The organism is Alteromonas sp. (assembly GCF_984505615.1).
Map to the genome: position 1 here is coordinate 1 of NZ_CFHOXV010000065.1, position 12389 is coordinate 12389.

A 12389-nucleotide genomic window follows, 5' to 3' on the forward strand; every position below is an offset into this window, starting at 1 on the left:
AGGTGAATTCTGTTTAAATAAATTTACATTGTCTGAAATACTTTCGACGCTGAGCAACTTATTAGTAAAAATCCGGTAGCCGATTCAACTCCTGCAAGCATGCGTAGATGCCCGGTCGGTTCAATACTTCCAAGGCCGAGCGTAGTTATGGTCGTTAGCGAAAAATAGAAAATATCGCCTGAGCTTGCCGGCTGCTTAAAGTCGCCCAAGTCCAAAAACAGACCGGCTTTATACGCAACCGCGAAAACAACGGCGAGTAAAAGCTGACTGGAAATGGCAATGAAGACCAAAACAGGCGTTTTTGACCAGACTCTATCGTGATACGCAATTACCCTGTCAGCTAACACAGAAATATTAAAGAGATGTATAGAAACACTCACTAAAAGTGTCACCGCACTGATAATTATTGCTGTAAACATTTCGCCCTCCATTGGTACAAATTTTGAACTATCGTATATGAGCTTCTCTTACCCGTCATGACGAGAGGATATTACACAAATCAAATTTCTATTGAGTAAGGATTACATATGAAATACACCAAATTTGTCGCAATGATCGTCACTTCAACTATGGCGATGTTTGTCATGATGTATTTGAACACTTACGCAGTTTCGCATGTATGGTTCAGTGAAACACGAACCTATATGGCAATTTATATGGGTGCAGGCATGGCGATAATCATGTTGGCATTTATGCTTGGCATGTATAACAACAAAAAGCTAAACGTGGCCATTTTTTCACTAGCAGCAGTGCTTTTTGCTACTTGTCTCTACCTTGTTCGCTCACAAAGCACCATATCTGATACGGACTACATGAAAGCAATGATTCCTCACCATTCAATTGCCATTCTTACCAGTGAGCGTGCCGGCATAGAGGACGTACGTGTGCGTGAACTGGCAGATGGTATTATTAGAGCGCAACGAAAAGAGATAAAAGAGATGGAATGGCTGATTAACGACATTTCAGTAAACGGAAAGATAACTAATCAATCTGATGTTGCTCAGCGACCCATTCCTGAGTTCGAAGGCAGACTGAATCAAGGAGAATAAAATGAATAAAAAAGCTATCCTTTATCGAATGGTGACTGACGAACACATATGTCCTTACGGCTTACGATCAAAAGATCTATTGGAACGTGAGGGGTTCTCAATAGAGGATCACCATCTCACCTCTCGTGAAGAAACCGATAAATTCAAGCAAAAGCATAGCGTCAAAACGACACCTCAAACTTTTATTAATGATAAACGAATTGGAGGCTATGATGATCTCAGGGACTACTTCGGTAAAGATGAGGCAGGTCAGACAGGTACAACATACACCCCTGTTATTGCTATTTTCTCTGTGGCAGCCCTGCTATCACTGGCATATCAGTTCGCAATATCAGGCGAGTTTGTCTCAATTAGAACACTGATGTTGTTCATTGCCTTTTCTATGGCCTTTCTGGCTGTACAAAAACTAAAGGACCTATATGGCTTTACTAATTCATTTATTACCTATGACTTACTGGCAATGAAATGGCTGCGCTATGGCTATATCTATCCATTTATCGAGGCTTACGCCGGAATTGGTATGGTTGCACAATTGCCTGCACTTGTGGTTGCACCATTTTCGTTATTCATCGGTATGGTAGGTGCCATATCCGTTTTTAAAGCAGTTTACGTTGATAAGCGCGAGCTCAAATGTGCCTGTGTCGGTGGGGACAGTAATGTCCCTCTGGGATTCGTGTCTTTATCTGAAAATCTGTTTATGATCGCTGGTGCATTAATAATGTTGCTGATGTAAACCGCATTTCTTTACAGTATACCTCGAAGTTCCGGCTTCGAGGTCGCTAATAAAACTGAGACACTACAGTATCACCTGCCGCATGTATGAATTCATAACCGCTTAGCGATACAAACTGAGATCTTTTCCTCGACTCCATCGTATATTAGGTAATTGAAGATGCGTTAACCATAAGCAAACTTACTTGTACAAAAGTATGCCGCAGAATAGCAAAATCTTGTCAGGAATCTAAACGCTGAGTTATGAAACTTCCCATTGTTTTTTCGTCCCTCGGAATTTTATTGGCACTATTTATATGGAAGGCCAACACCTGCGATGAGGAATCAAAACAGCGCACTGCCAGTGCAATGTATGCTATACCAGATATAAGCATCACTGCTGACGAAATTATACATTATCTTCTATCAGAAGATATGGATACGAACGGTGCATCTCATAGCGACACACCAGATTGTTGTGAAGGCGGTTGCTCTTGCAAGATGACAAACTGTCATCACATTTTTTCTCTAACGAACTTACTGCCGTATTATTTAAATTCAAAATTCGCAGAGCGTTATAAATTTACTGTTCTGTCCGTTCCTTCAACCATTGCAGCACCGCCATACCGGCCACCAATAGCCTTTCTCTGAATATCATTAATATTGTTATTTCAGTCAGGTTGGAGTTATTCAACCTGAAAGTATCACTATTGAAGGCTAACTTTATGAATAATTCATTTAACGACGGTCGTCGCAGGTTCGTTCTTGGTGCTATGACTGCGAGCGCAGCGGCGGCCCTGACTAAGGTCAGTCCGCTTTGGGCCGCGCCCGCTGGTCGTCACTTTAAAGATCAGGTGCTGACTGATGACATTAAAAATCTGACGATTGCTGAGGCCAATTTAGCAATAGGCTCAAAAACTGGCCTGCCTATTACCATCAACGGCCAGATGCCGGGGCCCCTGATAAGGCTAAAAGAAGGTCAGCGTGCTCAACTGAATGTTACCAACCGACTTGAACAAGATACGTCTATTCACTGGCACGGCATTATTTTGCCCGCTGGGATGGATGGAGTACCAGGCGTTTCGTTTGCTGGGATAAAGCCAGGTCAGACATTCAATTATGCGTTTGATGTAGTGCAAAACGGAACATATTGGTATCACAGCCACTCCGGTCTTCAGGAGCAACGCGGGCATCTTGGCCCACTCATCGTTGAGCCTGCCGACGGAGACATCGGCGCAGATCGGGAACACACTATCATCCTAAGTGACTGGACCTTTGCTGACCCTCACGACGTGATGAGAAAGCTGAAAGTGGCTGAGGGTTATTACAATTACCAAAAGCGAACTATCTTCGACACATTGGAAGATGTTGAGAAAAAAGGTCTTAGCGAAACATGGAAGGAACGCGCCATGTGGGGCGCAATGCGCATGAGTCCTCGTGACATCGCAGATGTCACAGGCAGCACTTACACCTACCTGATGAATGGCCGCACCCCAGAGGATGACTGGCAGGCGCTGTTTAATGTGGGTGAGAAAGTGCGTTTACGCATCATCAACGGTTCTGCTATGACCTACTTTGATTTTCGTATTCCGGGATTAGAGATGACGGTTGTTGCTGCTGACGGTCAGCCCGTTAAGCCGGTCAATGTAGATGAGTTCCGAATTGCAGTAGCTGAAACTTACGATGTCATTGTCCAACCAAAAGAACGAAAAGCTTATACCTTTTTTGCTGAGAGTTTTGACAGAAGCGGCTATGCCCGCGGCACGCTCACTCCATCAATAGGCATGACTGCTGCTATTCCTCCGCAACGAACTATCACGGAGCGCGGCATGGCAGCAATGGGCATGGACATGTCAGGCATGGACGGTATGAACACGCAAAAATCAGGAGGCATGAAAAAAGGAAAGGCTTCTTCAGAAATGGAAATGAAGAAAATGGCCCAGCATGGCGAACACACGATGCATAGCAACATGATGCAGGGGGATATGAAATCTTCACGGGTGCTGCCCGTAGAAAAGATAGACATTGTTCATAGTGAAGACGGGCATGGTCAAGGCGCCGCTATGATCGCACAAAATCCACGACCGCGTTTAGACGAGCCGGGCATAGGGTTGGAAGGCAGTCCACATCGCGTATTGGTTTACGCTGACCTAATAGGCGAACATGGATGGCCTGATGAGCGAGAGCCAGAGCGTCAAGTCGAGCTTCATTTAACAGGAAACATGGAAAGATACATGTGGTCGTTCGACGGCAAGAAGTTCAGCGAAGTAGATGGGTATGTCCGTTTTAATTTTGGAGAGCGGCTTCGTCTAGTTCTGGTTAACGACACCATGATGGACCATCCCATTCATTTACATGGTATGTGGATGGAACTGGAAAATGGCCAGTATCCAAGACCGAGGAAGCATACCATCAGCCTCAAACCCGGTGAGAAAGTATCGTTGCAGATTAGCGCAGATGCACCCGGAGAGTGGGCTTTTCATTGTCACCTGCTTTACCACATGGAAGCGGGCATGTTTCGTGTTGTTCAGGTTGCATAGGAGATGAAGATGAACAAGATATTGTCAACAGGGCTCATCGCCTTTGCTCTAGGCTTCAATAATATGGTAATGGCGCAGTCAAAAGATAACTGGCCGTCTCCTATTCCGAATGAGAACTTTGGTCAGGTACTGTTTGACCGACTCGAGTATACGCGAACTGATGAACAACAAAATCAGGCTGTGTGGGATATGCAGGCCTGGTATGGCGGTGATTATCATCGCTTAGTGTTTAAAAGTGAAGGTGAAAATACCCAAAACGACGGCATGCCCACCGATCTTGAACGCGCCGAGGTACTTTACGGGTACCTCGTTTCTGCTTTCTGGTCTGTGCAGGTCGGCCTTGGTACGAAAGGCGAAATGTCGTCAGATGCTGACATGGAAAACTATGCGGTGATCAGTTATCAGGGACTCGCCCCCTATTGGTTTGAAATGGAAAACTCACTTCGTATCAACGAAGACGGTGACATGCAGTTCATCAATGAAACAGAATACGACTGGCAATTAAGTCAGGTTTCCTATCTGCAACCGCGCCTGGAAGTAGTAGCTAACCTCACCGATTCGGAAAAATATAACCGCCACAGCGGGCTGAGTAACATTCGTATCGGCTTGCGGTATCGTCATGAGATTGTGAGGGAGGTAGCGCCCTATGTCGGCGTTTATTACAGCAAAGCCGTTGGTAATACGGCTGACGCTCTGAAAGCAGAGGGCGAGTCAACCAGCGAAACCGGTGTCGTGTTAGGTGCCAGGATTTGGTTTTAAAAATTCTGCTAAAGATGAGAAATAACCGGCAAGACAGTGCCGGTTATTTCAAAAAGCAAAACCTTCGAATATCTATTTTTCTGACCAATGTTTTGATGTACACAGCGAGCCACTGCTGCGTCTGATTTGGTCAGACGACAAAAAGGGATAATTTATATGAATGCTCATGACCATTCAAATAATAAAGATTCGTTAAGTCTCTGGGGCGCGGTATCAATGGGAACTGGTGTGATGATTGGCGCAGGTATATTTGCCTTAACCGGTCAAATAGCTGAGCTGGCTGGCACATGGTTTCCGTTTGCGTTTCTTGTAGCAGCGATAATTGCAGGATTCAGTTCATACAGTTACGTCAAAATGGCACAGAAATACCCTTCCGCAGGGGGTATAGCCATGTTCTTAAAAAAAGCTTATGGCAGAGGCCTGATGACCGGGGCCTGCGCATTGCTGATGTTTTTTTCCATGGTTATCAATGAAAGCCTCGTAGCCCGTACATTTGGCACCTATGCCCTGCAATTGTTCGACTCTCAGGGCGCTGAATGGCTCATTCCCGCACTAGGGGTGAGTCTTCTTATTGTTGCATTTATTGTCAATATTCTAAGCAACCGGTTCATTCAGACGCTCTCATTTATCATGGCTTTTATCAAAATCGCCGGGCTGGCGATTTTGGCAATAGGCGGACTGTGGGCAACCGGCTTATCGTTTGAGAGTGTATCAGCGCAACCCCGGGAAACCAGCGCAACCGGATTTCTGGGAGCTGTAGCACTGGGTATTTTGGGCTACAAAGGCTTCACGACAATCACAAACAGTGGCGGCGAGCTAAAACAACCGGAAAAAAATGTTGGAAAGGCCATTATCATTTCTATTTCAATTTGTGTAGTACTGTATGTTTTTGTAGCGTTTGCAGTTGGCGCAAACCTGTCAATTGACGAAATTATACAGGCTAAAGACTATTCTCTAGCTGAAGCATCACGACCTGCTTTCGGCCAGTATGGCGCATGGTTTACAATAGCCTTTGCGATTATTGCCACCTCTTCTGGCGTCATCGCCAGCATATTTGCAGTTTCCCGCATGCTATCAATGCTTACATCAATGCAACTTGTGCCCCATCGTCATTTTTCATTACCGGGAGATTTAAGAAGGCATTCGTTAATTTATACGTTGGTAATCGCAATAATTCTGACCATATTCTTTGACTTAAGCCGGATAGCATCGATAGGCGTAGTTTTTTATATCGTGATGGATATTTTCATCCATTGGGGTGTGTTTAAACGCCTAAGAGATGACGTACACGCCAAAACCTGGGTGCTGGTAAGTGCGATTATTCTCGATTTCGTTGTACTTCTGGCGTTTTTGTGGGTTAAAGCAAAGTCAGATATTTTTATTGTTTGGATTTCTGTCGCCGGACTTCTTATTGTCTTCGCCGCCGAAAAATGGTTTCTAAAATTACATGCGTATGAAGAAGATGACACGAATTATAACTGATGTGAGTAACTGGTTAGTAAATAAACTACTCCCACTGGAAAATAAAACCGTCAACGGGGACTGAGTAGTAGTCGAAGCAGTGTGCCCTTCTGTCATGGGGCAGTAAGGGAAATAACCGGCATTAGCGTGCCGGTTATTTCCTCTCACGGCATCCTTTAGCCGCTTTTTTGTTGCTTTATTGTATCCAGTATTTCAGCAAACTCTTGTCCCTGCTGCTTTGACTCAGAAGACTGGCTACAGCCCGATTTCTCTGTGCCGGTTTGATTGAGTAATTCCGTGGTTTTCTGCAATGCGGAGTCTGTATAATTGGTTACCATAGTGCCTCACTTTTATTTAAAACAATAAACTAGCAAATAGTGTACCGACGTTAAGATATTAAAAGCTGGCTATTTATTTTGCCGGCCCCCTGCTACTGCCTATTGTAAATTATGGCAATAAGCCAACCCAGTACGCCTGTAAGCAATACCCACAAAACACCACCTATCACGATACGGGCATGTGCCATCCCATCCATTGCCAGTTTCTGTGCAACGCAATACCTGTCATCGTGGGCATTGTATCCGGTAGCGAAATGACAAATAAGGAACAAACAGTTCATACCAGACCAAACACCTCTGCAGGTTTGCACGCAAATGTATTTTTTTGAATTTTAATCTTAGACTTCCTTTAGCCTGCTTAATATAACGGCTTCACTCAGGGTTGATGCTGAGTGAGAGCCAAAACACATAAATATTATTTACGCTTTCTGTGAGAACGTTGCGGCGATTGATGGCAACTCCACGGTTTGTGCGTAGCATTGTCTTTTATATTCTGATCGACGAACTGGTAGTATCCTTCTTTCGTTTGTGTCCACCAATCATTGTGAAGAGCTGCACCGTGTTTCCGAATGGTCGCTTCAATCCTCTCTAAGTCTATATGTGTCGCATCATAAGCAAGGTGAATGACACCCTGTTGGATATTATAACTCACCTCATCAATTCCAAAGAGCCTGTCGATTTCTTCAATAAGGGAGTCACTATTTGCCTCATTTACATTACTTAGCCGCAAATTTCGGATTACCAAATTGGCCTCCCTAACACCTACTCTATGATCTAAATCGCTCATAATTTACTCCTTATGGATTAGTTTTAATGTTTTTTTGACATGGATGAATGGTGACCATCCATGTCAGACATCATCATTTCCATCATGTTGAGATGTTTTTCCGCCATATCAATCTGACTATCCATAGACTGTCCTTTCATTTTCTTATGCATCATTTGCATCATGTCCATCATGGATTGCATGTGTTTTTTCATCATCTTATGCTGCTTCTGCGGGTCTTTTTCCGCTTTGATAGCGTTAACCTCTTCCTTCATTTCCATCATTTTGGCATCCATCATATGCATACCATTTTCAGACATATTCATACCCATTTTCATATCTGGTTTATCTGAATGCTGGTGTTCATGCTCCTCCATACTTTGAGCAGAGACTGTTGCCATCATTAATAAAGACGTTGCAAAAAAGAATGACTTAATGGGTGTTTTCATGATTTTTACCTTCAACATTAAGGTTTAGATATGGAATCCAGCTCGGTGTAGTTTTGATATAATTCATATACAGCTCCCCAAATTCCGCAATGGCCAGCGCTTCTTCACGCTTAGCCAGTTTTACATACACAACAACTAAAATTGGAAACATGCCCAGTGTAGGAAGGGTTGGCCACTGCAACAAAAAACCGAACATGATCATAATAAATGCTAGATATTGAGGATGGCGACAACTTGCATACCATCCTGTGGTAGCTAATTGATGGTTCTTCTGAGCGTGGTGCAGTACATTCCATGCTGACGACAATATAAAGAAACCCGCGACAATAAACACCATACTGGCGATATGAAACGGATCCCAATGTGCATCACCTTGAACACCGAAGAAAGTGTGTAACAGGTGGCCATTTTCGTGCGCTAAGAAGTTCACGTCAGGGTACGTCTCGGTTAGCCACCCAGACAAAAAATAGATAGTTAAAGGGAATCCATACATTTCGGTAAACAGAGCGACTATAAACGCAGAAAATGCGCCGAGACTGCGCCAATCAGTGTTTGTTTTTGGTTTTACAAAACTGAATGCAAAAAAAATGAAAATCGCCGAATTAAGCAATACCAGAGACCAAAGTCCATAATCAGATGTTTCAGTCACGATCTTTCTCCTTTCTGTGCGCTTCTTTTCGCCCTTCCTCTAATCCTTGAATGTAGCCATCACGATAGGCAGCGTTTTTATCGCTCAATTCCTGAAAACTCTCCTGTTTACTTTCAGCGTCAGGAGAGTGGTCGTGTCCGTGTTTTCCGTGGCTACCGTGCATGAACATGTGCATAAATGGGCACAGCAGCAATATCAGAAAGGGGAGAAACTGGGCAACATGATGACCATGTTCAAAAATTAAAAAATAAGTTGCGGCGGCAATAAGGGCTAACGCCGCCCAACCGGTAGGTGTCGACCAAAATTTAGGATGCTTGCTTTTCATGATTAGCCCTGTACCACTTTGAGAACACCGCGATACATCTGCATTTGGCAGTGAAAAGCATGTTCGCCCGGTGGAATATCTGGAAGGTGGATTTGCGTGACTTTATTCAGTTTTAACTGCTCACTGATATTGAGTGTGGGGATAAGCAGTGTTTCTGAGCAGGGAGTTTGATCTTTTCGCAAAAATTTAAGTGTAACAGGTTGGTTTGCGTTTACCTGAATGGCGGACGGCGAATATACGCCATCCTTGACTTCTATTGTCACATCATTGTTGATTACCATTGTATTGTCGGCTGTATATAGCCAAAACCACCAGACAATCAGCGCGATAATTGCTAGTCCCATAAGGTTAATAATCATCATAATGTGTCTCCTTAGTGCTCTTGTGCCTTAAAAAGGCGAAGTCGATTGGCATTCGACACGACTGTTAGCGAAGAAAAGGCCATAGCGGCCCCAGCAATGACCGGGCTTAACAGCAAACCAAAAAATGGATAGAGCACGCCAGCAGCGAAAGGAATACCAGCCACGTTATAAACAAACGCACCAAACAGGTTTTGTTTAATATTACGTAAGGTAGCTTTGCTTACCACGATTGCATCAGCCAAGCCATGTAGAGAGCCGCGCATAAGGGTGATATCTGCACTTTCAATCGCAACATCTGTACCTGTTCCTATGGCAAAGCCAACGTCTGCCAACGCAAGTGCCGGGGCATCATTAATCCCATCCCCCGTCATGCCCACTATTTCCATCTGATCCTGAAGTTCCTGCACTTTGTTGGCTTTGTCTTCCGGCAATACTTCAGCAAAAAATTCGCTTATCCCCGCTTTATTTGCCACCGCTGCGGCAGTTTCCTTATTATCACCTGTTAACATGATGACTCGGATACCATTGGCTTGCAGGCGTTTGATGGCAGAAATAGAGTCTGATTTTATGGGGTCGGCAACCGCAATGATGGCTGCTAGTTGTCCATCTACTGCGAAATACATCGGGGTTTTGGCTTCTTTGGCCAGAGCTTGTGCTTTATCGGTGTACTTGCCTAAGTCCACCTGTTTTTTTGCCATGAGCTTGCTGTTACCAAACAACAAGGCTTTTCCATCACAACGGGCTTCGACTCCCATACCCGTAATGGCGTTAAATACCTCAATTTTAAGCAGCTCGATATCTTGCTCTAAGGCACTTTCCACTATCGCCATAGCCAAAGGGTGTTCGGAACCGCTTTCCAGACTGGCCGCCAGTTGCAGCACTGTCTTTTCATCACTGGCATTGACTAAAATAATGTCAGTGACTTTGGGTGTACCTTCCGTAATCGTCCCGGTTTTATCCAGTATCATTGCAGTGATTTTTGATGCAGTTTGTAGCGCTTCGCCATTGCGAATAAGCACGCCTGCTTCAGCAGCCTTGCCAACCCCCACCATCACTGACATCGGCGTGGCCAGGCCTAATGCACATGGGCAGGCAATTATCAGTACTGTGGTGGCTGAAACGATAGCAAACGCCAGTGCTGGTTCTGGCCCAAAGTTCAACCATGCCAACGCACTGAGCACAGAAACAATCATGACAACAGGAACAAAATAGGCAGATATCACGTCCGCTAAGCGACCGATAGGCGGTTTTGAATTCTGTGCTCGTTTGACCATTGAGATGATTTGGGCCAGCGCGGTATCTTTACCCACTCGTGTCGCTTTGAATAAAATCATGCCTGACTTGTTGAGGGTCCCCGCTACAACTTCGTCTTCTAACATTTTTTCAACGGGCATGGGTTCACCCGTGAGCATTGACTCATCAATCGAGGTATGACCTTCAATGACGACACCATCAACGGGAATTTTCTCACCGGGTCTGACTTTGATAACATCATTGAGCAGCACTTGCTCGATAGCAATCTGGACCTCTTTATCGTCCCGAATGACTGTTGCGGTTTTCGCCTGTAGCCCAATCAAACGTTTGATAGCTTCCGATGTTTTGCCTCTGGCTTTGAGTTCAAGTGCTAAACCTAAGTCAATCAAGCCAATAATCATGGCTGTCGCTTCAAAATATACGTGCCTTGCCATTAGCGGCACTGTGTCAGGCACAAATACAACCAACATCGAATAGAACCACGCGGTGCCCGTACCAAGCGCAATCAGGGTATCCATATTGGCAGAATGATTTTTAAAGCTCTTCCACGCACCAATATAAAAATGCCTGCCGGAAAAGAACATGACACCTAGCGTTAGCAGGCCAACGACAAACCATGACAGTCTCTCTGTATTGGTCTCAACCGTCATTTCACCGACAACAATGCTATAGATCATTAGGGGGACACCCAACGAAAGCGCAATAAAAGTATCCCGCATCAACTTTTTGTAATAGGCCCAATCTGCGGCTTCTTTTTCATCAAGAGCATCAGTGTCGGGACTATCTTCAAGTGGCTTGGCGTTGTAACCAACAGACTCTACGGCTTTAACCAATGACTGAGCATCCGCTGTACCCGATATAAGCACTGTTCTGTCTGCAAAATTCATCTCTGCGCTCTGCACCCCCGGTGTCTGCTTCAAGGCTGCTTCTATTTTGCCGACGCAACTGGCACATCCTGCACCTTCTATTACTAATTGTTGCTCTGTTACTGCTGCGCTCATGGTGCTCTCCTTTTTCTCACATTCCGAAGATTTCTTTTTAGACTGACAACAACAACTTTTTTCAGAAAAAACATCTGCGTTAAACTGTGTCATTTCCTGTCCTCCTCTAAAGCTGTATGTTCAAACCCTTCTATCAAATGACATACCATGTGTGGGGTTGGGGCTTTATCTTCCATTAATTCCCATTTACTTACTGCTAACGTCATATTTTCGCGTAGTAATTGCATTGCTTTAAACTGTCTTTCTGTTTCTGCCAGTCTTTCTATAATTAAGGTTCTAACCAGAGGACAAGCCGTCTTACCGTGATCTGCTTCACTAAGAATTTGTTTGATATCATCAACCGAGAAACCTAGTTGTCTTGCGCTTAATATGAACTTCAATCTGGAAGCATCTTTCGTTGAATAAAGCTTATAGCCATTGTCAGATTTAGCCGGATTGACCAACTTCAAGCGTGTGTAATAGCGCACAGTGTCTGGCGTAGTAGCCAATGCTTTTGCGATCTCTTTAACCTTCATGGTTACTCCGCTGTCTTTCACCTAGGTTTATACTCTCACCTTGAGCATAGACCTGTGTCTAAGACACAGGTCAAGCAGGATTTTATAGTTTCAGTTAATCTTCTGATCTCGAAATCAACGTATTCATACCCCGCTAGCGCGAAGCGACCACTATTTTGCTGTTTGTTTGCTAATCGGTTCTTTTAATTAATAATTTTAGTATTTTTCAAC

At 44.3% G+C, this 12389-nt stretch carries 15 protein-coding genes; 5 read left to right on the forward strand and 10 right to left on the reverse strand.

Annotated elements, in window-relative coordinates; translation table 11 throughout:
• Positions 1–23: 23 nt before the first annotated feature.
• Entirely contained in the window at positions 24–419 is a 396-nt protein-coding gene (locus tag AC4PME_RS19795; RefSeq protein ID WP_119503314.1) for an ion channel, read from the reverse strand.
• 108 nt (positions 420–527) lie between these two features.
• Between AC4PME_RS19795 and AC4PME_RS19800 the strand changes: the two genes are divergently transcribed.
• The 5 genes from AC4PME_RS19800 to AC4PME_RS19820 all read left to right on the forward strand — a co-directional run bounded on the left by AC4PME_RS19800 (position 528) and on the right by AC4PME_RS19820 (position 6541).
• Positions 528–1049 carry a DUF305 domain-containing protein gene (locus tag AC4PME_RS19800; protein WP_119500374.1) on the forward strand — a complete coding sequence of 174 codons (522 nt, stop codon included), beginning with the start codon at positions 528–530 and terminating at the stop codon, positions 1047–1049.
• Between the two features lies 1 nt (position 1050).
• Positions 1051–1782, forward strand: a complete 732-nt coding sequence (locus AC4PME_RS19805; RefSeq protein WP_119500373.1) for a MauE/DoxX family redox-associated membrane protein — start codon at positions 1051–1053, stop codon at positions 1780–1782.
• A gap of 703 nt (positions 1783–2485) precedes the next feature.
• A complete protein-coding gene (locus tag AC4PME_RS19810) occupies positions 2486–4300 on the forward strand; it encodes a copper resistance system multicopper oxidase (RefSeq protein WP_483957507.1) in 1815 nt (604 codons plus the stop codon).
• Between the two features lie 9 nt (positions 4301–4309).
• A complete protein-coding gene (locus AC4PME_RS19815) occupies positions 4310–5059 on the forward strand; it encodes a copper resistance protein B (protein ID WP_181013653.1) in 750 nt (249 codons plus the stop codon).
• Between the two features lie 156 nt (positions 5060–5215).
• Positions 5216–6541 (forward strand): APC family permease, encoded by a 1326-nt coding sequence (locus AC4PME_RS19820; protein WP_491046833.1) that lies wholly within the window; start codon positions 5216–5218, stop codon positions 6539–6541.
• A gap of 155 nt (positions 6542–6696) precedes the next feature.
• On the opposite strand, the gene AC4PME_RS19825 is transcribed toward AC4PME_RS19820, so the two are convergent.
• The 9 genes from AC4PME_RS19825 to AC4PME_RS19865 all read right to left on the reverse strand — a co-directional run bounded on the left by AC4PME_RS19825 (position 6697) and on the right by AC4PME_RS19865 (position 12179).
• A complete protein-coding gene (locus AC4PME_RS19825) occupies positions 6697–6858 on the reverse strand; it encodes a hypothetical protein (RefSeq protein ID WP_181013652.1) in 162 nt (53 codons plus the stop codon).
• A 92-nt stretch (positions 6859–6950) separates the two neighbouring features.
• Positions 6951–7139 carry a DUF5676 family membrane protein gene (locus AC4PME_RS19830; RefSeq protein WP_491223927.1) on the reverse strand — a complete coding sequence of 63 codons (189 nt, stop codon included), beginning with the start codon at positions 7137–7139 and terminating at the stop codon, positions 6951–6953.
• A 134-nt stretch (positions 7140–7273) separates the two neighbouring features.
• Positions 7274–7645, reverse strand: coding sequence for a cation transporter (locus AC4PME_RS19835; RefSeq protein WP_119500369.1), 372 nt, complete (start codon positions 7643–7645; stop codon positions 7274–7276).
• Positions 7646–7668: 23 nt separating this feature from the next.
• Positions 7669–8073, reverse strand: a complete 405-nt coding sequence (locus AC4PME_RS19840) for a hypothetical protein (protein WP_491046832.1) — start codon at positions 8071–8073, stop codon at positions 7669–7671.
• Positions 8057–8722, reverse strand: coding sequence for a methyltransferase family protein (locus tag AC4PME_RS19845; protein WP_119500367.1), 666 nt, complete (start codon positions 8720–8722; stop codon positions 8057–8059). Before AC4PME_RS19845 ends, AC4PME_RS19840 begins: the two co-directional genes overlap by 17 nt.
• Positions 8715–9047 carry a DUF2933 domain-containing protein gene (locus AC4PME_RS19850; protein WP_119500366.1) on the reverse strand — a complete coding sequence of 111 codons (333 nt, stop codon included), beginning with the start codon at positions 9045–9047 and terminating at the stop codon, positions 8715–8717. Before AC4PME_RS19850 ends, AC4PME_RS19845 begins: the two co-directional genes overlap by 8 nt.
• A gap of 2 nt (positions 9048–9049) precedes the next feature.
• Positions 9050–9409 (reverse strand): cupredoxin domain-containing protein, encoded by a 360-nt coding sequence (locus AC4PME_RS19855; RefSeq protein ID WP_349586647.1) that lies wholly within the window; start codon positions 9407–9409, stop codon positions 9050–9052.
• An 11-nt stretch (positions 9410–9420) separates the two neighbouring features.
• Positions 9421–11664 carry a heavy metal translocating P-type ATPase gene (locus tag AC4PME_RS19860; protein ID WP_491046834.1) on the reverse strand — a complete coding sequence of 748 codons (2244 nt, stop codon included), beginning with the start codon at positions 11662–11664 and terminating at the stop codon, positions 9421–9423.
• 89 nt (positions 11665–11753) lie between these two features.
• Positions 11754–12179: a MerR family transcriptional regulator gene (locus AC4PME_RS19865; RefSeq protein WP_119500363.1), complete on the reverse strand. Its 426-nt coding sequence runs from the start codon at positions 12177–12179 to the stop codon at positions 11754–11756.
• Between the last annotated feature and the right edge of the window lie 210 nt (positions 12180–12389).

Bases quoted from the DNA above. Each gene is read 5' to 3' on its own strand.
- AC4PME_RS19795 (WP_119503314.1), bottom strand. From the start codon at position 419: ATGTTTACAGCAATAATTATCAGTGCGGTGACACTTTTAGTGAGTGTT.
- AC4PME_RS19800 (WP_119500374.1), top strand. From the start codon at position 528: ATGAAATACACCAAATTTGTCGCAATGATCGTCACTTCAACTATGGCG.
- AC4PME_RS19805 (WP_119500373.1), top strand. From the start codon at position 1,051: ATGAATAAAAAAGCTATCCTTTATCGAATGGTGACTGACGAACACATA.
- AC4PME_RS19810 (WP_483957507.1), top strand. From the start codon at position 2,486: ATGAATAATTCATTTAACGACGGTCGTCGCAGGTTCGTTCTTGGTGCT.
- AC4PME_RS19815 (WP_181013653.1), top strand. From the start codon at position 4,310: ATGAACAAGATATTGTCAACAGGGCTCATCGCCTTTGCTCTAGGCTTC.
- AC4PME_RS19820 (WP_491046833.1), top strand. From the start codon at position 5,216: ATGAATGCTCATGACCATTCAAATAATAAAGATTCGTTAAGTCTCTGG.
- AC4PME_RS19825 (WP_181013652.1), bottom strand. From the start codon at position 6,858: ATGGTAACCAATTATACAGACTCCGCATTGCAGAAAACCACGGAATTA.
- AC4PME_RS19830 (WP_491223927.1), bottom strand. From the start codon at position 7,139: ATGAACTGTTTGTTCCTTATTTGTCATTTCGCTACCGGATACAATGCC.
- AC4PME_RS19835 (WP_119500369.1), bottom strand. From the start codon at position 7,645: ATGAGCGATTTAGATCATAGAGTAGGTGTTAGGGAGGCCAATTTGGTA.
- AC4PME_RS19840 (WP_491046832.1), bottom strand. From the start codon at position 8,073: ATGAAAACACCCATTAAGTCATTCTTTTTTGCAACGTCTTTATTAATG.
- AC4PME_RS19850 (WP_119500366.1), bottom strand. From the start codon at position 9,047: ATGAAAAGCAAGCATCCTAAATTTTGGTCGACACCTACCGGTTGGGCG.
- AC4PME_RS19855 (WP_349586647.1), bottom strand. From the start codon at position 9,409: ATGATGATTATTAACCTTATGGGACTAGCAATTATCGCGCTGATTGTC.
- AC4PME_RS19860 (WP_491046834.1), bottom strand. From the start codon at position 11,664: ATGAGCGCAGCAGTAACAGAGCAACAATTAGTAATAGAAGGTGCAGGA.
- AC4PME_RS19865 (WP_119500363.1), bottom strand. From the start codon at position 12,179: ATGAAGGTTAAAGAGATCGCAAAAGCATTGGCTACTACGCCAGACACT.